This window comes from Nonomuraea sp. NPDC004354, from assembly GCF_053602555.1.
On sequence record NZ_JBSGDV010000027.1, the window covers coordinates 1 to 24,550 of the forward strand.

At 69.8% G+C, this 24,550-nt stretch carries 20 protein-coding genes and 1 pseudogene; 11 read left to right on the forward strand and 10 right to left on the reverse strand.

The genetic code is table 11. The features are described 5' to 3' along the window. Window positions 1-124: 124 nt before the first annotated feature. On the reverse strand, window positions 125-733 hold the full coding sequence (locus tag ACWENQ_RS41705) for a helix-turn-helix domain-containing protein (RefSeq protein WP_449923156.1): 609 nt from the start codon (window positions 731-733) through the stop codon (window positions 125-127). A 112-nt stretch (window positions 734-845) separates the two neighbouring features. Between ACWENQ_RS41705 and ACWENQ_RS41710 the strand changes: the two genes are divergently transcribed. From ACWENQ_RS41710 to ACWENQ_RS41725, 4 genes are all read left to right on the forward strand, one after another. After that, window positions 846-1,664 (forward strand): MBL fold metallo-hydrolase, encoded by an 819-nt coding sequence (locus ACWENQ_RS41710; RefSeq protein ID WP_452419260.1) that lies wholly within the window; start codon window positions 846-848, stop codon window positions 1,662-1,664. Between the two features lie 302 nt (window positions 1,665-1,966). Continuing rightward, window positions 1,967-2,953 carry a tyrosine-type recombinase/integrase gene (locus ACWENQ_RS41715; protein ID WP_452419261.1) on the forward strand — a complete coding sequence of 329 codons (987 nt, stop codon included), beginning with the start codon at window positions 1,967-1,969 and terminating at the stop codon, window positions 2,951-2,953. A gap of 68 nt (window positions 2,954-3,021) precedes the next feature. Continuing rightward, window positions 3,022-3,576: a DinB family protein gene (locus tag ACWENQ_RS41720; protein ID WP_449923148.1), complete on the forward strand. Its 555-nt coding sequence runs from the start codon at window positions 3,022-3,024 to the stop codon at window positions 3,574-3,576. A gap of 8 nt (window positions 3,577-3,584) precedes the next feature. Next, window positions 3,585-3,746, forward strand: coding sequence for a hypothetical protein (locus ACWENQ_RS41725; protein ID WP_449923146.1), 162 nt, complete (start codon window positions 3,585-3,587; stop codon window positions 3,744-3,746). 206 nt (window positions 3,747-3,952) lie between these two features. On the opposite strand, the gene ACWENQ_RS41730 is transcribed toward ACWENQ_RS41725, so the two are convergent. Both ACWENQ_RS41730 and ACWENQ_RS41735 read right to left on the reverse strand, forming a co-directional pair. After that, on the reverse strand, window positions 3,953-4,627 hold the full coding sequence (locus tag ACWENQ_RS41730) for an alpha/beta fold hydrolase (RefSeq protein WP_449923143.1): 675 nt from the start codon (window positions 4,625-4,627) through the stop codon (window positions 3,953-3,955). Between the two features lie 49 nt (window positions 4,628-4,676). Then, a complete protein-coding gene (locus ACWENQ_RS41735) occupies window positions 4,677-5,855 on the reverse strand; it encodes a YbfB/YjiJ family MFS transporter (protein WP_449923140.1) in 1,179 nt (392 codons plus the stop codon). A gap of 177 nt (window positions 5,856-6,032) precedes the next feature. Between ACWENQ_RS41735 and ACWENQ_RS41740 the strand changes: the two genes are divergently transcribed. Beyond that, complete coding sequence (locus tag ACWENQ_RS41740; protein WP_449923138.1) at window positions 6,033-6,632, forward strand: TetR/AcrR family transcriptional regulator; 600 nt, start codon at window positions 6,033-6,035, stop codon at window positions 6,630-6,632. A gap of 56 nt (window positions 6,633-6,688) precedes the next feature. Here ACWENQ_RS41740 and ACWENQ_RS41745 read toward each other — a convergent pair whose 3' ends face one another. Further along, window positions 6,689-7,168, reverse strand: coding sequence for a site-specific integrase (locus tag ACWENQ_RS41745; RefSeq protein ID WP_452419262.1), 480 nt, complete (start codon window positions 7,166-7,168; stop codon window positions 6,689-6,691). 323 nt (window positions 7,169-7,491) lie between these two features. Next, window positions 7,492-8,976 carry a UDP-N-acetylmuramoyl-L-alanyl-D-glutamate--2,6-diaminopimelate ligase gene (locus ACWENQ_RS41750; protein ID WP_452419263.1) on the reverse strand — a complete coding sequence of 495 codons (1,485 nt, stop codon included), beginning with the start codon at window positions 8,974-8,976 and terminating at the stop codon, window positions 7,492-7,494. A gap of 758 nt (window positions 8,977-9,734) precedes the next feature. Here ACWENQ_RS41750 and ACWENQ_RS41755 point away from each other — a divergent pair. Then, window positions 9,735-10,778, forward strand: coding sequence for a PKD domain-containing protein (locus ACWENQ_RS41755; protein ID WP_452419264.1), 1,044 nt, complete (start codon window positions 9,735-9,737; stop codon window positions 10,776-10,778). Between the two features lie 519 nt (window positions 10,779-11,297). Then, entirely contained in the window at window positions 11,298-11,837 is a 540-nt protein-coding gene (locus ACWENQ_RS41760; RefSeq protein ID WP_452419265.1) for a hypothetical protein, read from the forward strand. 542 nt (window positions 11,838-12,379) lie between these two features. On the opposite strand, the gene ACWENQ_RS41765 is transcribed toward ACWENQ_RS41760, so the two are convergent. Then, complete coding sequence (locus ACWENQ_RS41765; RefSeq protein WP_449923907.1) at window positions 12,380-13,117, reverse strand: VOC family protein; 738 nt, start codon at window positions 13,115-13,117, stop codon at window positions 12,380-12,382. A gap of 521 nt (window positions 13,118-13,638) precedes the next feature. Between ACWENQ_RS41765 and ACWENQ_RS41770 the strand changes: the two genes are divergently transcribed. Next, the gene (locus ACWENQ_RS41770; RefSeq protein ID WP_452419266.1) at window positions 13,639-14,250 is read left to right on the forward strand and encodes a class I SAM-dependent methyltransferase; all 612 of its coding nucleotides are present in this window, start codon (window positions 13,639-13,641) and stop codon (window positions 14,248-14,250) included. Between the two features lie 812 nt (window positions 14,251-15,062). Next, window positions 15,063-16,025: a helix-turn-helix domain-containing protein gene (locus ACWENQ_RS41775; RefSeq protein WP_452419267.1), complete on the forward strand. Its 963-nt coding sequence runs from the start codon at window positions 15,063-15,065 to the stop codon at window positions 16,023-16,025. A gap of 3 nt (window positions 16,026-16,028) precedes the next feature. On the opposite strand, the gene ACWENQ_RS41780 is transcribed toward ACWENQ_RS41775, so the two are convergent. Next, the gene (locus tag ACWENQ_RS41780; protein ID WP_452419268.1) at window positions 16,029-19,535 is read right to left on the reverse strand and encodes a S8 family peptidase; all 3,507 of its coding nucleotides are present in this window, start codon (window positions 19,533-19,535) and stop codon (window positions 16,029-16,031) included. Window positions 19,536-20,225: 690 nt separating this feature from the next. On the opposite strand from ACWENQ_RS41780, the gene ACWENQ_RS41785 reads away from it, so the two are divergent. Continuing rightward, a complete protein-coding gene (locus ACWENQ_RS41785; RefSeq protein WP_449923116.1) occupies window positions 20,226-20,678 on the forward strand; it encodes a VOC family protein in 453 nt (150 codons plus the stop codon). A 101-nt stretch (window positions 20,679-20,779) separates the two neighbouring features. Here the strand turns inward: ACWENQ_RS41785 and ACWENQ_RS41790 are convergent, their stop codons facing one another. Beyond that, the gene (locus ACWENQ_RS41790) at window positions 20,780-20,926 is read right to left on the reverse strand and encodes a hypothetical protein (RefSeq protein WP_449923113.1); all 147 of its coding nucleotides are present in this window, start codon (window positions 20,924-20,926) and stop codon (window positions 20,780-20,782) included. Between the two features lie 428 nt (window positions 20,927-21,354). On the opposite strand from ACWENQ_RS41790, the gene ACWENQ_RS41795 reads away from it, so the two are divergent. Beyond that, the gene (locus tag ACWENQ_RS41795) at window positions 21,355-22,920 is read left to right on the forward strand and encodes an alpha/beta hydrolase (RefSeq protein WP_452419269.1); all 1,566 of its coding nucleotides are present in this window, start codon (window positions 21,355-21,357) and stop codon (window positions 22,918-22,920) included. A 470-nt stretch (window positions 22,921-23,390) separates the two neighbouring features. Here ACWENQ_RS41795 and ACWENQ_RS41800 read toward each other — a convergent pair. Together ACWENQ_RS41800 and ACWENQ_RS41805 are read right to left on the reverse strand one after the other, a co-directional pair. Next, a pseudogene (locus tag ACWENQ_RS41800) lies at window positions 23,391-23,584 on the reverse strand (ISAzo13-like element transposase-related protein); the annotation flags it as partial. A gap of 32 nt (window positions 23,585-23,616) precedes the next feature. Further along, the gene (locus ACWENQ_RS41805) at window positions 23,617-24,432 is read right to left on the reverse strand and encodes a CPBP family glutamic-type intramembrane protease (RefSeq protein ID WP_452419270.1); all 816 of its coding nucleotides are present in this window, start codon (window positions 24,430-24,432) and stop codon (window positions 23,617-23,619) included. Window positions 24,433-24,550 lie beyond the last annotated feature (118 nt).

Here is a 24,550-nt window from a genome sequence, read left to right on the forward strand (position 1 = left end):
CCACTCGGCGTTCGTCAGATCACCACGACCCATATGCCAAGAGTGACAAGACCAGCGCTCACCGTCAGGAGATCTAAGAAACAGCTCCTAGCCGGCTTTGTCCAGCCCCGCAAGCTGCGGCCGATCAGGTTCTGCGCGAGATGACCATGATGTATTCGCAGGGAGCGTTCGTTCGGTTGGCGAAGCCGTGGTCCGCGTCGGCCTGGAAGAACAGGGAGTCGCCTGTGTTCAGGGTCTCGCTGATCCCGCCGATCGCGACGGTGAGGGTGCCTTCGAGCACCACGAGTTGCTTCTCCGTACCCGGCGGATACGCGGGCAGCAGTCCGGTAGAGACCTGCGCGGGGAGGTAGTGGACGACCATCTCGGCTCCTCCCGCGCCCGGGGCCGCTGACACCATGTGCCGCTCGAAGCCGGTTTCCGGGTCACGGAAAACGGGGCGATCGTTCTTGCGCATGACAATGGCCACACCAGATGCGGCAGCAGCCGGCGCACCGATCAGGTCCGAGAGCGACGCGTCGAGCGCGTGGGCGATCCTGGACGCGACGCCGATCGTCGGGCTCTTCTCACCGCGTTCGACCTTGGACAGCATCGCCCGGCTGACCGACGACTGTGTGGACAGCTGCTCCAGCGTCAGGCCCGCCTCCTCGCGGCGTCGCCGCACGTTACCGCCGAACGCGCCGGCCAGGTCGTCACCGTGCTGTGGTCCGGCCGCGTTTCCGTCTTGCTCGAGCACCGTGCTCCTCGATCGATGGGTACTTCGCTGCCCACAGTGTAGGGTTTCTTCTAAAGAAGATATGCTCTTCTATCGAAGACACAAGATGTGTGCCCAACACGACGGAGGTTCCATGCGTTTGATCTCGAGTGGCCAGCACCATGCCACGTTCGAATTCGGCGATCTGCAGGTGATCTCGTTGCGAGACGGGTACATCGACATGCCGCCGACACGGCTCCGCGACGAGGATGGGCGCACGCTCGACGAGCTGCCGGCCGCCGTCCCGCTGGCCGGCGACAACTTGCGGCTGTCGGTCAACGCCTTCTTCGTCACCGACGGCACGCGGTCGGTTCTCATCGACACCGGCGCGTCCAACGCCTGGCACGACCCCACCATGGGATTGATCTACGACGCGCTCGACGAAGCGGGAATCGACCGCGCGCATGTCACCGATGTGGCCATCACCCACAAGCACGAAGACCACGTGAGCGGCCTGATCGCGCCGGACGGTTCAGAGGCGTTCGCCAAACTCGAGCGCGTGTGGATCGGCGCGGGCGACACCTCGGTGTTCACGGGGCGGCTCGAGCCGATCCGCGACCGGGTCGTACCCGTGTCGGAGAAGGTCGCGATCAACGACTGGATCACCGCGATCCCGACACCGGGCCACACACCTGGTCACACCGTCTACGACGTCAGGAGCGGCACCGGCCACCTTCTCGCCTGGGGCGACACCGTTCACGTTCCCACGCTCCAATTCGATCAGCCGAAGGTGTCCTGGGAGCTTGACGGCAACCAGTCCCAGGCCCGCGCCGCGCGAGCGGCCCTCCTCGAACAACTGACCCGACCACACCACTTCGTAGCCGGCGCCCACCTCGACTCACCCGGCATCGCCCGCGTAACCGCCTCCGGCGACGGTTATGCGCTGGAGTACCTCGCACCACCGATCGGCTGATCGAGCCTGTCGGCTCCGGGCCGCGCTCGCGATGGCGGCCAAGGAGGGCAAGCTCGTCCGGCCCGGCTGACCGCCCACGAACTCGACTACCTGGACGGGGGTTGAGGAACATCGGAACGAAAACCGGCGCCAAGCCTTGATCGGCCCTGGTGGGCGGTCGGTGACGCCGGCGGCGTCGGGGGATGCTGAAGCCTTGCCGCAGATAACGCCCTATCATCTGGGGCATCGTTGATCGCGACCTGCGGCGACGGTTCCGGGCCGCTACGCGAAGCGGCCCTGTTATCTGTGGCGAGGGGGAAGCGGTGGCCACCGTGGCGCAGCTGCCCGCCGGGAAGACGCTCACCGTCCGCGGCGCCGCGGACGCCTTCCTCGACCCGCTCGGCAACCCGAACACGGTGCGGAACTACGCGATCGGGGTCGGCAAGACCGCCGAACGGGTCGGTGAGGGCCGGCCGCTCGGGCAGGTCGCGGACGACGAGATCGGCGAGGCCCTCGAAGCGCTGTGGGGCTCGACGGCGGTGAACACCTGGAACGCCCGCCGGGCGGCGGTGCTGTCCTGGCTCGCCTGGTGCGCCGAGCGCGGCTTCGACGGCCCGGAGGTGCCGGCCTGGGCCAAGCGCTTGACCCCGCCGGACTCCGAGACGCCGGCGCGCTCGAAGATGGCGATCGACCGACTGATCGCCCGCCGCGAGGTGCACCTGCGGGAGAAGTGCTTCTACCGGATGCTGTACGAGACCGTGGCGCGGGCGGAGGAGATCCTGCCGCTGAACATCGAGGACCTGGACTTCGCCGGCCGCCGCGCGCTGGTGAAGGCCAAAGGCGCGCAGTCCAAAACCCGCCGCCGCTGCCAGGCCCGCGAGGATTTCGTGCTGGAGCCCGTGTACTGGGAAGCCGGCACCGCCCGGCTGCTGCCGCGGCTGCTGAAGAACCGCACCCGCGGCCCGGTGTTCGTCACTCACCGCCGCCCTGGGCCGGGCAAGGTGGTCTCGTCGCGGGACGTGTGCCCGGATTCCGGGCCGGCCCGGCTGTCGTACGGCCAGGCCCGCGCCCTGCTGGACGAGCACACCGCGCTGCACGGGGCGGGCACAGGCTGGGATCTGCACGAGTTCCGGCACTCCGGGCTGACCCACCTCGGAGAGCAGGGGGCGAGCCTGCTGATGTTGATGGCCAAGTCGCGGCACAAGAAGGCGGAGAACGTCCGCCGCTACTTCAAGCCGTCGCCGGACGCCATCGCCGAACTCACCAGCCTGCTCGCACCCGGCGACACACGCCGAGGCGGCGGCACGTGACCGAGTCGGCCAACCCGTCGACCCTGATCATCCCGACCGACCCGAAACCACCGAGCCCTGGAGTTGACATGGCTGACATGATCGTGCCCGACCCCGTCACGCGGGACATTCTCGCGACCTTCGAAAACGTGCGCTACCAGCTGTTCGGCCGCCTGGAGGGCCTGACCGACGCCGAGTACCACTGGGAGCCGGTCGGCGACTGCATCGGCATCCGCCCCGGCGACGACGGCGTCTTCCGCGTCGCCACGCTCTTTCCGGAATCGAGTCCGGAGGCGCCGGACCCCGTCACGACGATCGCCTGGCGCATCTGGCACATCGGCAACCTCTGCCTGCGAGGCTACGTGATCTACCTCTTCGACGACGTTCCCGACTACGGCGACCGCGATGTGTGGCCGGGCACCGCCAAAGAGGGCATCCAGGCGCTCGCCGAGGACTGGGAGCACTTCATCTCCCGGATCGCAGCCCTCGGCGACAAGCGCCTGTTGGCGCCGATAGGCATGGGCCCCGGCGGTTGGGCCGATGAGACCTATCTGAAGCTCGCGCTGCACGCTCTGAAAGAGGTCACACATCACGGCGGCGAGATCGGCCTGCTGCGCGACCTGTACCTGCGCGAAGGCGTCTGATTTCGGCGGTGGGCGACCTTGTCGATCTCTCCGATCAGAAGGGCTGGCGCATCCAGGACGCCGCCTACGGGAGCCTGTCCCGGTTCGCCCGCGGGAAGATCGGCCTGGAAAAGATCAAGCGGCACTGGAGCGACATCCCTGCGTGTCGTGGTGTCGATCTACACCGGTGAGATCCGCGCCTACGGCGTGATGCGCATGATCCAGCGGGACGGCAACCCGACCCCGCGTGGGGAGGCCATCGCCCACTATGAGCGAACTCGGCCAGGTAGCCGAGGTACGAGACGTCGTCAGATGGTGGCGGGTGCCCCGCTCGGGGTTGACGAGGATGATGTAGAGGACTGGCCTGTAGTCCGGTCGGGTAGCCGAGATCGGTGGGTCAGCTGGTTTCGCCGGCTTCGAGCAGGATCTTCAGCAGGTCCTGTGGGGCGTCGCGCATGAGGTTGTGCCCGCTGTCGAGCGCGTGGGTGGTCCACGCGGGGTCCTGGCGTAGCCGCTGGTAGGTGGTGGTGAACGGTGATGGGGTCGGCCATCCTGCCGCATACACGTAGACGTCGCGGCGGCTGTGGGTGGGGCTGCTGGTGACGCGCAGTGGCTGGAGCAGGGAGGCAAGGGGGTGGGGTGTGGCTCGCGGGTCGAAGAACGGCATCGGACGGACCGCGTTGCCGGTCTCGGTGACCTCCAGGTACCACTGCCGTTCGTTGTCGGAGACCAGGTTCCACATGGATTCGCCGTCGCCTGGTACGACGGCGTCCAGGTAGACCAGTGATCTGACGCGCTCGGGCATGCGGTCGGCGACTCCGGTGATCACCATTCCGCCGTAGCTGTGGCCGACCAGCACCGCGTCCAGGAGTTGCTCGGCCGCCAGCACGCCGGTCACGTCCTGGATGTGGGTGTCCAGGTTCACGCCGCCGTGAAGGAGATGGCTGCGCTCGGACAGCCCGCTCAAGGTCAGGGGGTATGCGCGGTGCCCGCGGGAGCGCAACTGTTCGGTGAGCTCGTGGAAGCACCAGCCGCCGTGGCACATGCCGGGAATCAGCACGAAGGTGGTCACTGTCGTTCTCCTTGTCTGGTGGCCGGCGAAGGCCGGCGTGCGGGTGATCTCAGGTGCCGGTTTGGTGCGTTGCGGTGGTGGCCGTGGCGGGCGGCGCGGGCGACCGGTGGTGGCCTACGGTGGCGGCGATCGCTGCCGCGGCGGCGCACAGGATCGCGGTCCAGGCCAGCGTGGCGTTGGTCGAGGTGTGATCGGCCAGGATGCCGGCGATCCACGGACCGGCGGTCTGGCCCACCGCGAACACGGTGGTGAAGGCCGCCAGCGTGGCCGTCCAGTCGGCGGGTGGGGTTTCCGCCTTGACCAGCGCGGTGACGGCGGCGGGCACACTCATGAACGTCGCGCCATAGACGAGCGCGGACGGGAGAACGAGGGGCGGGGCAGGGGATGCCAGGGCGAGTGCCGCTCCGCCGGCGAGCAGGACCAACAGCGCGGCGAGCGCGCTGCCGCCGCGCCAGTGGGTGATGGGACGGCTCCACAGCGCCGGTGCCGCCACGACCGCCGTCCCCAGGGCCGTCCAGATGAGTGTCACCTGTGTGAGGGGGGCCTGGCGCTCGGCGAGGTAGGCGGACAGGAAAGTGATGTAGGTGATGTATCCGGTTGCGAACAGTAGGTAGGCCAGGAGCATGCGCCGCAGAGGGCGCAGTCGCGCTCGTCCGGCGGTGACGGCCCTCTCCTCCCCCCCAGGGCTCGCGGCCGTCCAGCTCACCAGGGTCGCCAGGCCGGCGGCGAGCCCCATGCCGACCCAGGCGATGCGCCAGTGGGTGCCCAGTGCCGGAATGGTCGCGCCGCTGAGGATGATGCCCAGCCCGGTGCCGGCGAAGTAGACGACGATGGGGGCACCGGAGGAGGCGCGAGTGGCGATCCGCGATGCGATCACACCGCCGGTGATGAACACCACCGCCCCCGTCACGCCCGCCGCGGCCCTGGCGGCCAGCAGCGCCGGATAGTGGCCGCTGACCGCGGTGACCACCAGCGCCACCGCGGTCAGCACCATGCTCCAGCGGAAAGCGGCCGCGCTGCCCATCCGCCGGACCAGGGCGGCGGTCACCAGCGCGCCGAACAGGTAGCCGAGCCCGTTGGCGGCGCTCATCACGCCGGCCTGGGTCAGACTCCAGCGAAGATCATCGCGCATGGCCGGCAGGAGCAAACCATAGGCGAAGCGGGCCAGGCCGAGAGCCGAGGCGGTACCCGCGGCCAGCCGCACCGCCTGCCACACCGGCGGCCTCACCGTCCCCACACCGACCCGGCCGCCAGGACCCGGCGATCGGGGGCCCTGCGCGGGGCGGCCCCACTGCGACGATCGCGCCGACGAACAATGATCATGTTGACACCACCCAAGAGATCGAACCGATCGGTTCGGCCTGTGGAGCCTAGCAGTAATCGAACCGAGCGGTACCATCTGTGTGTGCCAGTGACCAAGGGAACGACGATCGACCCGGTGCGCACCCGCGCCGCCATCCTCCAGGCGGCCACCCCGCTGCTGTACCAGCGCGGACTCGACGGCATCGGCGTCGCCGAGCTGTGCGCGCGCATCGGGGTGTCCAAGGAAACGCTCTACCGGCACTTCGGCACCAAGGACGGCCTCGTCGCGGCCATGCTGGAGAAACGCAGCCAGCGCGTGTCCGACTGGCTCGCCGCGGCCGTCGCGGCGGCCGGAGACAACCCCGCCGACCAGCTGGCTGCGATCTTCGACGCCCTGCAACAGTGGCATGACGAACCGACTTTCCGCGGCTGCGCCGTGGTGAACGCGGCCACCCAACACCACGACCAAACCGTGCGCGCCATCACCGCACGGCACCTGGACCGCTACCTCGACCTTCTCTCCGACATCGCCACCCGCGCCGGAGCCGCCGCCCCCGCCTCCCTCGCCCGCCAACTGCTCATCCTGGTCGAGGGCGCCACCGTCGTCGCCGCACACCACCGCACGGCCGGAACCGCCGACCAGGCCCGCGACGCCGCCCTCACCCTGCTCGCGACCGCCACCGCCGCCCCGCACGACTCCTGACGCCGCAAGGCCGCTCCACCGCCACGACCAGATCCTGACCCGCCTGATCGCCATCGTCACCGGTCGCTCCGGCGCGTACGGCGCACGCGGACCAGCCTGGCCGCGACCACGGGACGTCTGCTGGCCAGGTGCGCCAGCAGACCCCGCGCAGGAGCGCGGCGGGAGACGCCCTTGAGCAGGCGGTGCGTGACGGTCACCTGATGCACCGCCTCCTGCCAGCGGTAGAACGAGGTCACCGCGGCCAGCCGGGCCTCCAACGTGCTGACCGACAGCCCACCACCCGCCCCGGCTGCGACCATGGGCACGGCGGGCACAGTCTCACGGTGCCGGCCGTCGTGAAGCCAGCGCACGAAGGCTGCCATCGCCGGAACGCCAAGCCGATCCCAGCCCTCGGCTTCGTCGCGGTGCTGCAGGAACGTCCACCACTGCGACAGCGCGGTCGCGAAGCTGCGCACCGTGTTGGGCGACCAGCTCAGGCGATGGGCCTCCAGCCATTCCTCGACTGGCCCCACCGTGGCGAAGGTGGAATCGATCACCGTCCACGTTCGCGCGCCGCCAGGTGGTCGTACGGCGATGCAGTAGGCCATAGCCGTTGTTCCTCACGGTGCTGAAGAACCGACGACAAGCCTGATGCAACAGTCAGTAGTCGACGAGGAGGGCCGCTGCGGCTTCGCCACTGACGCCCAGCCCAATAACCAGGACGCGGGCATGGTCGAGGAGCATGACGACTCCAGGGGGAAGTGGGGGGGCGGCTGCACCGAGGGCAGCCGATGAAGACGACACGCGGCAGGATGAGGTGGCGGCGCGTGTTCGTCGCAGGGGCGCCCGCGGAGCGCAGGTCCGCGGGCGCCCTCGCGGGTCATCGGGCCGGCGAGGAGTCGCCGGTCAGCTCGCGGACGATGCTCATGTCGTCGAACGGCGCCTTGCGCTCGCCGATGATCTGGTACGGCTCGGCGCCCTTGCCCGCCAACAGCACGATGTCGCCGGGCTGGGCCTCCAGCAGGGCCCGGGCGACGGCCTCGCGCCGATCGGTGATCCGCACGGCCGAGGCATCGGTGGCCGCCACGCCGGGCATGATCTGGTCGATGATCGCTCCGGGGTCCTCGGTGCGCGGGTTGTCGCTGGTGACGATGACGATGTCGGACAGTTTGCCGGCGATCTCGCCCATCGGGGCGCGCTTGCTGGGATCCCGGTCGCCGCCGCAGCCGAACACCGTCATCACCCGACCGCCGGCGAAGCCTCGGATCGTGGTCAGCACCTCCTCCAGCGAGTCGCTGCTGTGGGCGTAGTCCACCACCACCGATACCCCATCCGGCGTCTGGTAGGTCTCGAACCGGCCCGGGATCGGCGGCAGCTCCGCCAGGGCGGCGACGAGGGCGTCCATGTCGTGGCCGAGCAGGTGGCAGACGGCGAGCATGGCCAGAGCGTTGGAGACGGCGAACCGGCCGGGCAGCGGCACCCGCGCCGGGCGCATCCGGCCGGCGTGGTGCAGCACGAACCGGGTGCCGGTCGCCTCGATGAGCAGGTCGGTCGCGCGGAAGTCCGCAGACGCGTCCTCCAGTCCATACGTCGTCGTGGCGCCCGGCATGAGGGCGGCGATGTCGGCGCTGACCGGGTCGTCGGCGTTGACCACCGCCCGCCGACACAGCCCCCGAAACAGCAGGAGTTTCGCCTCCTTGTACGCCTGCATGCTGCCGTGATTGTCCAGGTGATCCGGGGTCAAGTTGGTGAAAACGCCCACGTCGATGTCGGTGTGATCGACCCTATGCAGCTCCAGCGCCATTGAGGACGCCTCCATCACCACCGTGCCGGTACCTCGATCCCGCATGGTGCGCAGGAGCTGTTGCAGGTCCACCGCCTCCGGCGTGGTCGGCGTGGTCCGGTCCATTGCGATCGTCTCTGTGGCGATCCGGTACCCATCGGTGCCGATCACCCCCACCCGCGCGAGGCTGGCGATCCGCAGCACCGCCTCCACCATGTACGAGATGGAGGTCTTGCCGTTGGTGCCGGTGACGGCCACCACGTCCATCTCCCGGCTGGGCTCGCCGAAGTAGCGGGCGGCGACCCGCGGTACGGCGGCGCGGGTGTCGGCCACCCGCACCACACACACCGGCTCGGGCAGGGCCTCGATCGGCTGGTCCACGAGCACCGCGACCGCGCCCCGACGCACCGCGTCGGCCACATGCTGATACCCATCAGCGTGGCGGCCTCGCATCGCCACGTACATCGACCCGGCGGTCATCCGCCGCGAGTCGTAGGCGATGCCGGCTCGCACGTCGGTCTTGTCCGGCTCACCCTGCACGACCTCATGGGGGTAGCCGGCGAGTAGGTCACTCAGTTTCATCAGCTCTCCTTCGTGAGCCAGCCTGCCGGGCAGGCCGGCCGGCGTCCGAGCAACGCGCCGAAGCGGGGCCGGCCCCGGAAGGGTGTGGAGCGTGGGCGGCCACCGGAGCCGCTGGCGCCCCACACCCAGTTCCTCGAGGGCGGCGCATGCTATCGGGCGTCGAGGCAGTACCGCGTCCAGGCGCAGTCCGCCTCAGCCGCCAGCGCCCGGAACCTGCGCGCCTCGGGCGTCCGAACGTCGCCTTGTAGACGCGGAACAGCGTCCACATAGCGGCCAGCCCCCGCACCGCGGCGGCCGTCCAGCTCACCCACGCGCAGACCGAATGGGAGAACGCCGCACGCGAGCACGCGAGCACGCGACGGCGCGCCAGCAGGTGGAGAGCCTGCATGATGAACGGGCGGACTTGGCGCGGCTGCGGGCCGCGGAGGCGGGCCTGACCGCGCGGCCGCCCGAGCAGGACAGCACCAAGAAATCCCTGCTCGCCGCGAGCTCCGGCCAGCCCTGCCGATCATCGTCGTGGCACGGCGTTCGCCTTTCACCAAGCGGCTCGGAGAGCGGGTCGAATGCTGGACATGTCCAGGCATCTGCGTGGTGCTCGCAGTAAGTCCTGAGCCGTCCAGATGCGGAGTGCTTTCGAGCCGAGGTCGCTCGTGTCGTCTCACGACGTCTCGCTCCCAGCCGCTTCCAAACGTTCCAAGTGGAACCCAAGCGCTCCCCGCCACCATCCGTTCCCGTCATCTGATGTGAAAGGACGAGACATGCGCTTGTGGAGCGTTCTCTTTGCGGCGATCGTGCTGATGCTGGCCGGTACGGTCCCAGCCCTGGCCGCCGACGGAGTGGAGGTCTCGGTGACGCCGACGGGCGTCGCGCCTCCCTCCTACACCGGAATCTGCGCGCCGTCCATGCAGTTCACCGCCACCGTGCAGGTCACCGCCAACGGTCCTGGCACTGTTTCCTACCGCTGGTCGCACTGGCAATGGGGGCGGAGGCCTGAATCGGTCACCTTCACCGAGGCGGGCACCAAGACGGTGACCGAAGTCATGTCCCACTACGCGGGCAGCAGCGGCTCGCAGAGCCGGACCATCACCGTGACGGGCGCCAACCAGGCGCAGGCGACCGTCACCTACCAGCTGTCGTGCGCGGACGCCGTCCCGCAGACTGCCCAGATCCAGCCCGCGAACGACTACATCGGCCGCTGCGGCGCCGACGTGGTTCACACGATCAACGCGCGGATCGACTCCCCGGTCGCCCAGGCCGTCCGCTACCGCTGGGTCGATGGCTTCGGCCAGCCGCTTCCCGGCCTGGACGGCGATCGGGAGGTGGTGTTCACCGAGCCCGGCAGCAAGACCGTCAGCGCGCCGTTCCAGCGGGTCACCCTGCCCGACGCCCCGTACGGCGGCGCCGCATACATCCGGACCACCAGCCCGTCACAGGTGGAGAGCGGCCAGCTGTACTACCGGACGACCTGCGTGAGCGCGGAGTTCACCAAGCTGACCTGGCTGTCAGGCAACTGCCGCACCGGCGCGCCCTTCAGGTACTCATTCACGGGTTCCATCGAGAGCAACGGGCTGGGTGAGATCTCCTACGCGTGGTCCCGTCAGGTGCCCGACGAGGGCGACGAATGGATCCGCGACCCCTGGCAGACCCTCACCTTCACCACCTCCAACTCGCCCGGCCGTCAAACCGTCAGCAAGACCTGGACCGCGCCGATGGGTCAGAGCGGCGTGTGGCGTCTGGAGATCGCAGGCACCGATGGCATCGTCGCCTCCGAGAGCCGCCCGTACATCAACCGGTGTGGCTGACGCGCGGCCGGTCCCCGCCACCGCGTCCCTCCGGGAAGAGCGACGCCCGCGCCCGGCTGGACGGCGGCCGCGTCGAGCCGCTGTGAGCGTGCCCGGGACTGCGCAAACCAGCCCCGACACACCTCTTGATCATCACGCCGGCCTCCGGACCGTGTCCGGGTGGGCCGGGGGCCAGCGCCTGTATCCGTGCGCCCAGAGCGACATCCCGGACCGCCGCCACGACCATCTATCGCGGGGAGGGCCGGCCCGACAGGAGCTGTAAGTGCGCGATGAAGGCGGCCACCGGGTCCTCGCCCGACCCAAGGCGGTGTCCATGGCCGTGCTCGGCGACCGGCTCATCACGTTCGGACACTCGCCGATGCTCTCTTCTCTGCGCTGGTCAACGGCTGTCCACGCCCGGTGGGTGTCCGGTTGTCGTCCGCACCCGCTGTCCACTGGTGGTGGACACGGCATCGGCCTGTCGAAAGTGATCTCACGCCATCACGGCACACCATCTCGTCCCCGACAGGAGTTCCTCTCGTGAGATCTTTTCAGCGCATCGCGGTCCTGGCCGTCAGCACGGCCCTGGCAACGGCTGCCATCACCGCGCCCGTATCGGCGGAGCCTTCGCAGGTCTTCTACATCGCCCCTCACGTGACGGTAACGGAGGCGAACACCGACGGCTGCCGCGGCGCAACGCAGTACTTCAATGCGCGCGATTACCAGAACGTCGAGATCAACTGGACCAACGCCACGAACGAAGACCACCCGTGCCTGCGGGTGGACTACTACCCGGTGACCACCTCGCGCTTTTGCAACTTCTACTTCTACGTCCCCAGCAACTACGCGACCGCAAGAATGGAGTGGCAGCTAGAGAGCCAGACCGGCGAGCGCCTGGTGAACCTCGTCTTCGACGAAAACCCATACTCAGGATTCACCTGGCTCGCGTCCAGCGGACACGTGCCCGGCGACGCGCCCGTGTCCCACATCTGGTTCACCGACGGCACTGCATGGCCGTCAGGCCGAATCGGCTGGGGCGTGGACGCCGGCCATGGAATCATGCAGGTCTGTGACGCCTGATCAACGGCGCAGCCAGGAGTAGACCAGAGTCGATAGCTTGCCCTGCCCCGTCAGGAGCGCACCCCGCCCTGCCGGGCGTTCGGCCAGCGGCCGGCCCGGCTGCGGCGGGCGTCAAGTCAGGGCTGGCGCTCACCGGGTAGGGGCGGCGCAGTAATGCGCCGCCCCTACCCGGCCCGCCACTCGGGTTCATGCGATCAGGGGCGAAGTAACCGGAGAGCCCCCGGGCAGCGTCCTTGATCAGGATGGAAAGCTGTAGCGGCCCGGGGCCATCCGGAAACTCCTCTTTCTCCGCCCGGCGCTGCCTCACGCGGGACAGCGGTGGGGTGATTCCACGGGCGAGAAGTAACCCCACTTGTCGATCTTCAGTGCTCCATGGTCGTCAGTGAGATTTGGCCCACCTCGCTGCCGAGGATGGCCGCCGCTCGCCGCAGGTCACCGTCAGGACCGCGCTGACCGGACGGCGATGGCCTCGCTGCACGGGAAGATACCCGACCACGCCGCTGAGGAGCCGTTGTACGACCCGCAGGTGAAGAAGCTCTGCTTCAGCCCTTGCCGAGAACGCAGAACTCGTTGCCCTCCGGGTCGGCGAGGACCGTCCACGACACTTCGCCCTGGCCGACGTCGGCGCTGGTGGCGCCCAGAGCCCGCAGCCGGGCCACCTCCGCCTCCTTGTCGTCAACGGGGTACGGCAGCAGGTCGAGATGGACGCGATTCCACACGGTCGTCCCGTCGGAGGCGCGGCGAAGCTCCAGATACGGCCCGACGCCCTCGGCGGAGCGCAGCACCGCATGATCGTCGGTCATCTCGTGCAGGGTCCAGTTCACCGCCTCGCCCCAGAACCGGGCCATGGCCCGGGGGTCCGCGCAGTCGACCACCACCGCGGCGATCGGCCCGGTGTCCCGGTAGATCTCCCGAGGCTCCAGCACGCAGAACACGTTGCCCTCCGGGTCGGCCAGAACCGTCCACGGCACGTCGCCCTGACCCACATCGGCGGGCGTAGCGCCGAGATCCTGGAGGCGCGCGACCAACTCGGCCTGATGGGCCGCAGAGGTGGTGGCGAGTTCGATGTGTACGCGGTACTTCACCGTTTCGGGGTCCGGGACGGTCACGACATCGATGTAGAAGCCGGCGGGGTCCGGCCAGACCAAGCCCTCGGGCTCGAGGTTGGTCACGCCGGGCCCCTCGCTGGAAACACCCCAACCGAGCGCCTCCGCCCAGAACCGGCCGAGCGCCGAGTCGTCCCGAGCCTTGAAGTTCACCTGAACGAGTCTCAATGCCATGCCGCCGATCATATGGCCAGGTAGATGAGCCCTTGTCCGCATCCAGCCGCTCAACGCGGGTTCGTCGCCTGGATAGGGGAGAGGTGGCCAGTCCCAGACCCGAGCGGGTGGAGCCAGGTCTCACGCGAGCAGGAATGCGCTTCACCGGAATGGGGCCGGCGCCGGTTCCTGAAGTCAGCGGGGTGGTCAGCTGATTCCGATGACAAGAGCATCGCGGGCGGTGCGGGCTGGTGGTCCACTCGTAGCCGGGTGCGGTGGCGTACGCGGTGAGCACCAGCCGCCGGCCCGGGCCGAGATTCTGGTGGTCCTCGCCGACCGGGACAAGCCCGATCACACGTCGGCTCCGCAGCTCGCCATCGAGTACATCGGGTAGGACGGGCGGCCTACCGTAGGCGTGAGTGGGTCCTCCCGCAGGAGGACAGGTCCGGCCTGTCGGCCGCCGGGCCCCGGCTCGTGGGCGGAGACAAGAGATCGCCGCCAGGCAGGAGTCGGCCGGACCGCCGCGTCACTAGCGTCGAAGCATGCGATCTGATCTTGGCGTCTTCCTGAAGGCGGCTGTGAGCAGGCCCTTGGTGATCGGCGCGTTCGCCCCCACTTCGGAAACGCTGGCCGCGCAACTGGTCGAGGTGGTGCCGAAGCGGGGCGCGCCGACCGTGCTGGAGCTGGGTCCAGGGACCGGTGTGATCAGCGGGCTGATCAGATCGCGGCTACCGGCCCATGCGCGGTTCGTGGCGGTGGAGACCGACCCCGCGATGGTCGATCATCTGGCGGAGACCCGTCCGTGGTTGGAGGTGCTGCACATGGACGCCGCCGATCTGGGTTCACGCATCGGCGAGGGCGAGGTGGACGCCGTGGTGAGCGCGCTGCCGTGGACGCTCATCCCGGAACGGGCTCAGGGGCGCATCCTCGAGGCGGTCTCGCGCGTCCTGGCGCCCGGCGGCAGCTTCGCCACGATCGCCTATCTGACCGGCACCCGTTTCGGCCCAGGCAGGCGGTTCCGCGGGCGGCTGGGCGCGGCCTTCGACGAGGTGCTGACGACCAGAACCGTCTGGCGCAACCTGCCGCCCGCGCGCACGTACGTCTGCCGACGCCCGATCGTGGCCACGCCGCCCGAGCGGGAGGGCTGTTCGTAGCGAAAGAAGCGGCATCTGGCAGACCAGTGGAGCAGGCATGACAACGGTGGCTGCCGGGCCGGCGGATCGGGGCGGGCTGGTGACCGCGTCCCACAGCGCCACGGTGAGAAGCGGGCTGTCCGTTGCGGCGCAGCAGCACGGCGAGCGCAGGGACTGGCGCACCCACCGATCATCTCGCCCACCCGCGTGGACAGGGTGATGTGGTCGACGTGCGTGCGGGTGCCGCGGTGGGCGGCCACCTCCTCGCGCGTGGGGTGACCGTCTTCGCTCATCTCCCAGTCGATCTGCGTTGGTCGCCCGCATTCCACCAGTGCGGCCACACCTCCGCAGTGAACCTTTGGCCGAGCTGGCCGCAGAAGGCGCGGACCGCTTCGGCGCGGGCTGATGGGCGATCTGTCCTCCAGCCAGCCGGGCATCGTACGCGCGCCTGGACGGGCAGCGGTCTCCCTACAATGGCCGGATGACACGACGTGGCGGGGTGAAGTGGGCTGACGCGAGTCCTGGCGTGCTTCCCGCCTGGGCGCCCCGGCGAGCCGGTGGCCTCGCACGTCCCCCGCGCACCCGCTTCTCCTCGAGACGCGGGCCGGGGCCGACCGCTCGATCGTGTCCATCCCGATGCCGCCACGCGGCGACTCCTGGCGATTCGAGGAGCCCGATGTGACAGGATGCGGCATCCCGCTGCCGGCCAACCGGCGGAACCCGACCCGAAGGGTGTTCTCGCGCGAGGAGCTGACGGCGTTCGACCTGCGCGGCGTCAGGTGTGCGGTGGCTCATGTCGGCCTGGCGGGCGCGCGCCGGGTCTCCCGAGCGACGTGCTGAGCGCCGCGGGGCTGAGCGCCGAGGAGGAGGCCGCCTACCGGCTCCTGGTCAGGACCGCCGGGGTCGAGCCCACCGAGCTGGCGGAAGAGCTCGGCGTCGAGAGCGGAGCGGCGCGGCGGGTGCTCGGCTCCCTGCTCGCCAAGGGCCTGGCGCGCGCCGTACCTGGAGAGCACGACAGGTTCTGCGCCGTCGCGCCGGACGTGGCGCTCGCGGCCCGGCTGCACAGGCGGCAGGAGGAGGTGGACCGGGCCAGGCAGGCCGTGGAGCAGCTCACCGGGGAGTACCTGGCCCATGCGCGGCGCCGGGAGGCCGCCCAGCTGGTCGAGGTGATCACCAGCAGGACGGCGCTGCGCGAGCAGCTGCGGCTGCTGCAGGACAACGCCCGTCACGAGGTCGTCTGCCTCTGCCGGGCCGGGCACGTGGCGATGACCTCGCAGGAGAACACCGAGGAGCTGGCCGCGCTGCGACGTGGGGTGGGCTACCGCGTCGTGTACGAACGCGCCCTGCTCGAGGAGCCAGGCATGCTGGTCAACCTCGCCGAGGGGATCAAGCTGGGTGAGCAGGCGCGCGCCCTGCCCACCCTGCCGGTGCGGATGATCGTCGCGGACGGCGAGCTGGGCGTGCTCCCGCTGATCCAGCACACCGGCGGGCTGACCCAGCTCACCGCGGCGCTGATCAGGCCGAGCAGCCTGCTGGACGCGCTCAAGGCGCTGTTCGAGAGCCTCTGGGAGCGGGCCACCCCCGTCAGTCTCACCACGCCAGGCAGCCCGCTCGACTCCGATCACCTCTACCTGCTGTCGTTGCTGGTGGCGGGCGTGCCCGACAAGTCGATCGCCACGCAGCTGAAGGTGTCGCAGCGGACCGTCCAGCGCCGGATCACCCACCTGATGGAGCAGGCGGGCGCCCAGACCAGAATGCAGCTGGCCTGGCACGCCGCCCGTGAGAACTGGCTGTGAAGGTCAGTAGGCCCTGATCACCGTCTGCGTGACCTGGTTTCCGCCGGAGTCGGTGGCGGTGACGCGAAGCGACGGATGCGGGCGAAGGACGACCGCGCTGTAGCGACCATGGCCGAGGGTGAGAACGGGCTGCCTGCGCCAGGTCACGCCGTCGTCGTAGGACAGCTCCAGCCGCAGGTCCTTGGCGGTCAGCCCGCTCACGCCCTTCTGGTGCCGTACGGCGAAGCCGAGCAGGCCGGGCCGTACGTCGTAGTCGACCTGCAGCAGCGGCAGCACCTGCTGGCCCTGCTTCGACCTGAACGTCCAGGCCGTCTCGGTCGCGATCGCCCGCGTCCATTCCTCGGAGGTTCGCTTGGTGGACAGCTCCAGGCGGTACTCGGCCTCCTGCGGCACGGCGGGGAAGGCGCCCCACGCGGCGTCGCGTTCCTCCACGAGCTTGCCGTCTCTCAGGAACCTGGCCGAGGCGCTGTCGTTGTCGACCCCTGCGCGGGAGGCGTGGCCGGAGACGTCGACGAACTCGGGGACGCGGATCTCCAGGGTGTCGCCCGTGCGGGTGGAGGGGGCAAGCCAGTCCGGGATGGCGGGCCGTACGACGGGCGCGTGCCAGCTCTCGCTGACCTGCTGACCGGGCTGGTAGGTGCGGGGCGGCTCGGTCAGCCCGTCCCGCAACCGGTTCATGTCGTCCCAGGTGAACTGGTGGTTGACGATGTGCTGCCACAAGGAGCCGTCCGCGCTGATGTACTCTGCCCGCCGCAACGGCGTCCGCACGATCCGCTGCGTCTCCATCTGGTTGCCCAGGGAGTAGGCCTGCCAGGGCCGCCAGCCGAACCGCTGCTCCTTGGCCCACCCGAAACCGCCCGTGTCCTGATATTTCGTATCCACCCGTGCGGTGTTGCGGTTGCTCACCTCGTGCACGATCTCGTCCGGCACGTGCCCGCTGGAGACCTGCATGACGTCATAGAGGTACGGCGACGCCATCGTCCCGCTGATGTCCAGCAGGGCGTGACCCTTCCTGACCCGTTCGAGCAGCCGTTGGCCGTGATCGTTGGCGATCAGCATGACCGGGATGGGCAGCGAGACCTGGACCGGGTTCCAGCCACGCCCGAGCGCGTCATCGGGAGTCATCACGATGATCGCCGCGACCGCCCCGGCCTTCACCGCCGCCTGAGCGGCGTCTCCCCACGCCACTGACGGGTCGCCCATCACGGCGACCTTGCCCCGAGCGACGCCCGCCCCCTCCGCGAGCCGCCACAGGTGACGGCCCTCCACGCCGGGCGAGCCGCCGAGAAAGCCCATCGGGTACGCGGAGCCCGCCACCCGCGCGGAGATCTTCGGCGCGACCAACTGCCAGCGGGAGGCGAACTCGAACGTGCCCTCGCTGACCGGCTGGGTGGGCGAGACGTTGAGCCCCTCGACGACGTCGAAGTTCATGACGCCCTGGGAGATCTTGCGCGAGCCGAAGGCACGGTGGGTGAAGTAGGTGAAGATGCCCACCTGCTCCACCGGCTCGCTCACCTTGACGGTGACGGGGCTGGTCCTGCGGTAGTCGAGGACCACCTCCAGGTCACGGTCGACCTTGAGCTCCGGAATGACGACGAGCCCGTCGCGCGGGTGCATGCGGCCCCACCCGTTCGCGAGGTTGATCGCCTGCGTCATGTACGTGCCCTCGGAGACCTCCACGGTCAGACCCTGCTCGGGCACCCAGGTGAAGACGTCGTCCTGCTGCGACGCGCCGAACATCGACAGCGTGTCGGTGCCGGTGGGCTTGCCGGCCGCGTCCACGGCGGTGAAGCGGACCGTGTGCTGTGGTCCCTTCCAGGTGAGCGCCAGCGTCGTGTGCACGCTCTCGGTTCCCGCGGTCGCGGTGACGTGCCCGCCGTACCTGCCGAAGGGCAGCTTGGCCAGATCCACCCGGACCTGGACCTCGGCGGTGCCGCCGGCGGCGACGGTGACGTTCCGCGCGCTGAGCACGGCGCCCGTGAGGGTGCTGGAGAGCTCCAGCGTCACCGGCGCCGCCGTGCCGTTGGTGTAGGTGATCGTGCCCTCGGCCGTGCCTGTCCCCTCACCCTTCTCGTGCCTGCCGAGGTTGACCACGCCCGTGGCCGTCACGCCCTGCCGCAGGGCGCGCGCCACGTCGAGCCTGCCCCCGCCCGCGTCGTCGACCTGCTGGCCGTCCACCGTCCTGGCCGAGCCCACCAGGGCGTCCTTGATCTGCGCCGCCTTCCACTCGGGATGGCGCTGCTTGAGGATCGCGGCGGCCCCCGCCACGTGGGGGGTCGCCATGGAGGTGCCGGACGCGGCCGTGTACTGCTCGTCGACGGGCTGGCCCATCCCCGTCCCCGTCGCCCTGGCAGCGACGATGCCCACGCCAGGCGCCGTGAGGTCCGGCTTGGGCGCGTCGTCCAGTCGCGGACCCCTGCTGGAGAAGTCCGCGATGGCGTCCTTGCCGTCCACGGCCCCGACGGTCAGCGCGGAGGTGGCCGCTCCGGGGCTGCCCACGGAGTAGGCCGTGCCGTCGTTGCCGGCCGCGACCACGAAGAGCGCGCCGGTCCGCTCGGTGAGATTGTCGACGGCGACGCTGAGCGGATCGGTGCCGTCGGTGACGTCACCGCCGAGGCTCATGTTGATCACCGACGCTCCCTCGGCGGCGGCCCATTCCATGCCCTCGATGACGCCGGAAAGAGTGCCGGACCCGTCGTCTCCGAGCACCTTTCCGATGATCAGCTCCGCGCCCGGGGCGACGCCCTTCTTACCGACCCCGCCCGCGATGGTGGCGGCCACATGGGTGCCGTGCCCGTGGGCGTCGTTCACGTCCGGGTCGCCGGTGAACACCTTGGTCCGCGTCACCCGGCCCGCGAGATCCTGGTGGGCCGCGTCGACTCCGGTGTCGAGGACGGCGACCTTGACGCCCTTGCCGTCGAACCCGGCCTGCCACGCTTCGGGCGCGCCCACCTGCGGCACGCTGTGATCGAGCGAGACCTTGACCTTGGCGTCGAGCCAGATCTTCGCCACGCCCTGGGCCAGGCTCGCCCGCTCACCGTCCAGAGACTTCCACAGCCGGCCGATCGTGCGCTTGTCCGCCGACACGGCCCGCCCGTTGACGCTCTCCAGCGGAGCCGCGGTCCTGGTGGCCATGGCGTCGTAGACGAAGAGCAGCGGCAGCTTGTCCGTCGTCGCGTCGTCGTAGCCCTGCTCGATCAGGTCGGTCACGGAGAACAGGCTCGGGTCCAGCCGCTTGGCCGCCAGGTAGGGCACCATGTCGACCGGCAGAACCCGCAGCTCGCCGTCCTCCTCGGTGGTGTGGAAACCCATCCGCTCACGGCCGGGCCCCGGCTTCACCTCTACCGCGGTCCTGCCCTGTTCCGCCTGCCTGACGGTCACCACGTCACCGGTGATCAACGTGACGCGGTGGACGCCGGAGGCGGCAGGCTGTGCCGTCGCCGGTGATGGAGAGCTCAGCAGGGCGGCGGCGGATATTCCCACCGCCGCCACATGTGCGGACCAGTGCATGGGGGGTGAACCTCTCGTATCAACAACTAGTGATCACGAGAGTGGCGATGGCGGGTCCTGCCCGCCAGTGCGCAGACCTGCCGTTTGTCTGCCATGTCGTTAATGCGACAGGGGTGCCGCGTTACCTGGGCACATGACCGGCATCGCCCGGGCGCGTCAAAGGAGCACACCGACCACGGCACGCTGCCGTTCCAGGACGGCAACGGCGGTCTCCAGGTGCACACCGCGCAGCCGGATCGACGTTCATCTGCAACATCGGCGACCTGCTCGACACCGGATCGGCACCCATCACCCGCGACTCCGGGAAGAGCCTGGTGATTCACCACCGCTGGGAGAAGAACCAGCGCTCGGCCGCAGGCCGTACCAGCTCGACCGCCGGCTGATGGCGCTCTCGCACCTCACCGCCGCGAAGGCGCCGAGCGGGGCCGGTCGATATGTGACGTTCGCTGCCCGACTAACCCCCCGTCCGGCCGGGCATGACCCCCTTGCGTGAGAACGGCGCACGACCGATCGGCCGAGGGGGACGGCGATGGGACGGCAGGTCCGGCCGCGGCTGCGCGTGGCCAACTGGCACAAGATGCGCGCCACCTTGCAGCGAGGCCACCGCCGAACTCGCCCGCTGGGACCGGGACGCCCTGGAGACCGACCCCGCCCGCCGGGCGCACCAAGCGCACCACAGCCTGTGAGGGGATGAGCATGGTCGACCGCGAACAGCTGCCCGCGCCCGTCGAAGGGCTCGTGGTCACGCACTTCCTGACCGTCCGGGACGTGGCCCGCTCGCGCGCGTTCTACGCGGACGTCCTGGGCGGCGAGGTCGTGCTTGACGAGAACCCGGCGATCGTGAAGGTCGCCAACACGTGGATCATCATGAACCCCGGCGGCGGGCCTACCCCGGACAAACCGGACGTCACGCTGCGGGCGCCCGAGCCCGGCGACCCGGTGACCGCGTTCATGAACGTCCGCGTCGCCGACATCGCCGCCTTCCACACGCACGCGACGTCGCTCGGCGCCCGGTTCCTCACCGAGCCGATCGACCGCAAGGCCGAGATCCGCTGCTACATGCGCGACCCGGACGGGCACCTCATCGAGGTCGGCCAGGCCACCGGCATGCTGCACGGCGTCTACGCCGACCCGCCCGCCTGACCCCGTCCGGCCGGGGACGGGCGCGAGCGGAACCTCGACGTGCGCCCCGGAGGGCGAACCTGATCACGGGCTGCGGCCAAACCAGTCGAGGAGCCCTGGGCTCAGCTGGCCGGAAGCGCGGCGTACAGGCCGGCGCCGCCGCTGTCCGGGTCGGCCACCGTGGTGTGGCGCATCCCCCAGAACCCATCGAACGGCTCGGCGATCCCGCGATGGCCGGCCTCGACCAGCTCGGCGTACTTGGCGTCCACCCCGGTTGGGGTGTCGAACTCGCAGCACGGCAAGGTGCGTGGTCGCCGGACGGCGTCGTCCAGCCGGGCAGGAACGGCGTGCGGAAGTCTTCGGCGTCCAGCATCACGTGCGGCCCATCTCCGGACCGGCGCCTCACCATCCCGCCGTACCCGGACCGAAACCCCGCCTGCTCACGGAGCTGTGTGACCGTGCGTGACGCCCCGGCGTCGGGACGAGAAGGCCCGCATGAAGGGCGCTGTCAGGCAGCGTGAAGCAGCAGGACGCCATCACGTGTCCTCCGTTGAGAGCCCTTCGACGAACGCCTCCTGCCGGAGGCGACGAGGGAATGTCCGTATGGTCGATCCCGGTCGGCCATATGGCCGATCAAGATCAACCGCGCGGAACCCTAGCGTCGGGTGACGAGATCATCCGGACAAAGGAGCTTCCTGTGCGTGCACGAAAGATCGCCGCGGCCGTCGCCACGAGCGCGACTCTGCTGGCGGGGATGGCGGTCACCGGCCAAGCATCGGCAAGCGTCGCGGGTGACGCCGGGACCGAAGTACTGGCCCGGTTTCAGCACCAAATGATCAACTGGCACGGCTGTAAGACGGGACCGAACGACGAGACCGGCGAGGAGCTGGACGCGGCGGGCGCCCGGTGCGCCGAGATCACCGTCCCGCTGGACTACCGCAGGCCCCAGGGACGGACCATCTCGGTGGCGATCTCACGAATCAAGGCAACCGACCCCGCCAGGCGCCGGGGCGTCATGCTGATCAATCCCGGTGGTCCGGGCGGGCGCGGGCTGCAACGCGTGCTCCTCGGCACGTTCATGCCCGCCGTCGCGGCCCGCTACGACCTGATCGGGATGGATCCTCGCTTCGTCGGCCGTAGCACGCCGATCCATTGCCGGTGGACGACCGACACCCCCACCCGGTCGGCCGGCCCGACCCGCCGCACCTTCAACGAGAGCGTGGTCCTCATGAAGAAGCTGGCGGTCGGGTGCGTCCAAGGCAACCGTGGGCTGCTGCCGTACGCCAGCACCCGCAACACCGCCCGCGACATGGACGTCATCCGCGCCGCCCTCGGCGAGCCCAAGCTGTCCTACCTCGGCTATTCCTACGGCACCTACCTGGGCGCCGTCTACACGCAGATGTTCGGCGGCCGGGCCGACCGGGTCGTGCTGGACAGCGCGGTCGATCCGGACGTCTACGGTCCCGATCTACTGTCCGAGAACGGCCCGGCGATCACCGCCGCACTGAAGCACTGGGCCTCATGGGCCGCCGCTCACGACGCCGAGTACGGCCTGGGCGCCACCGAGGCCGAGGTCCTGGCCACTGTGGAGCGCGTCAACCAGGCCGCCACCCGGCGCCCGCTGCGGGTCGGCGGGTACCGGATCGACGCCCACCACGTCCCCTATCTGCTGTTCATCCGCCTCTACGACGACAGCGCAAGGGCGTACGCCGGCTTCGCCGCGGAGGTGCGGGTGCTGGCCGACGCCACCCGTGGAGAGGCGGTCACTGCCGTCCCGGCCTCGCTGAAGGAGACCCTCGACGGCCTGTTCACCGGCTCGGGGACGGCCGAGGACCGGGCGGGAACCTCGATCCTCTGCGCCGACCGGGCCGCCTCTCGCGACCTGGAGACCTATTTCCGCGCGATCCAGGCCCACCGTGCCGGCGAGCCGCTGTTCGGGCCGATGACCCGCAACATCAGCCCCTGCGCCTTCTGGCCGACCACACCGGTGGAGGCGCCTACCACGATCGGCAACGACACCCCGATGCTGATCGTCGGCGCCGACGGCGACCCCGTCACGCCCCACCCCGGCCAGCGGGCCATGCACCGAGCGCTGACCGGCTCCCGCATGGTCACCCTGCGCGGCGCCTTCCGCCACGGCGCCTACCTCGCGGCGGGCAACGCCTGCGTGGACGCCACCGTCAACCGGTATCTGGTGGACGGCATCCTCCCCGACGGCGCCACCACCTGCGACAAGGACAGCGCTCCGGCCGGACGACGGTGAGCCGTTCATGAGACGTGATCGGGCTCTACGGCCAGAGCGGGTAGTGGGGCCCCTCAGGCAAGGCCGAAAACGGCGGCCAGCACAAGGCGGCATCAAAGAGCGGCGAACAGGTGCTTGTCGTTCTTCGGGCGTGCTCGCCGTCGCAAGTCTCGGGGCCAGGAGCCTCCCCGACGTCCACGCGGACGCTCTCACCGCAGCGGTCCAGCAGGCCGAAGACCGCCTGTCGCGGGCGTGGTGGTTGTCCTCCTCGGCCAGGCGCTGTTTGCGGTAGGCGACAGCGCCGCCGACCACGGCACGGGCAATCTTGATGATCTCCAGCAGGTTGCCGGTGGTGAGTTCGTCGAGCCTGGGCGGCAGGCCGATCCAGGCCAGGGCGCCGACCAGCAGTCCGCCGGCGAGGAGGGTGACGGCGAGGGCGACGCCGATGTGAAGCAGCTTGGCCGGTCGCGGCCCGGCGAGGCCGTCGGCGCGGGCCTGCTGACCGGTTGCCCCTGGCAGGTCAACTCGGTGGCGAGCGTGTTCAAGACAACGCCGTCCAGCGCAGCGGCGACTCCGGATCGCCCCGAGTGGCCGGCTCCACCAGCGCATCCAGCACCGCGGGCAGCCGGGGGTCGACCTGCTCGGCGCGCTGGCGGCCCGTTCCGGATCGACGCATCCAGCCCTCCTGGCGGACGGCGCCCCTCGTTTCGGGCGGTCTTACATCGAGTAGGCGCCGGAGGCGAGGGCGATGACGCCGACCACGGTCATCAGCAGCGCCGAGCCGGGGTGCATGGCGATCGAGATGCGGATGTCCTGCTTCTTCCAGGCGAGCCAGACGCCCGGGTAGAGGAAGACGAGCTTCGACAGGACCGTCCAAGGGGCCCAGAAGTGGTACACCGAGAAGAAGAAGGTGTTGAAGAACGGGGCCCACTTGCCGAGCTGCGGGAGGCGGGGCAGCAGGAAGCCGCGGAAGTAGTACTCCTCGAGCAGGGGCAGGGTGAAGCCGGTGAACGGTGCGCAGATGAGCAGCGTGGTGAGCACGAGCTCCTGCGAGTAGCCCTGGAGGTAGGCGGTGCCGTCGGGGCCGGCGCCCTGGTAGTCCACCCAGGTGAAGAACCAGTCGTAGACGATGTTGTCCAGCGGGGTCAGCGAGAGCGAGACCACGGTCATCCACACGAGGCACGCGGCCCCGAGCCAGAAGACCTTGCCGCGCGAGACCGGCTTGTCGCGGTAGTGGACGACGCCCTTCATCGTGAAGCGGCCGGTCTGCTTCTTGCCCAGCCACAGCAGGAACAGCTGGAGCGGGAAGAGCACAACCGCGAGGGCGATGGCCCAGGCCAGGAAGATCGGGAAGCCTATCGCCCGGACCAGGGGAGCGGCGATGAACGCGTACACGGCGACGATGACCGCGCCGGGCACCAGATGCAGTGCGATGGAGAACGGGACGGAGTGACGGTCGGCGAGGAGCTTCGCGACGAAGCCTCTCGGCTGGGCGCCTTGGGTGTCGGCCGGGGGCTGCATTGCTGTATCCATGCCGAGAATGGTGGCCCCACGACCTAACACGGACCTGACATCGCGCTGACACGGCTTCGAGTCGCCGTGAAAGGCGCAGGTCGCGGCGGGTCTGTCCACGGGTGAGCAGGTCGGTGCG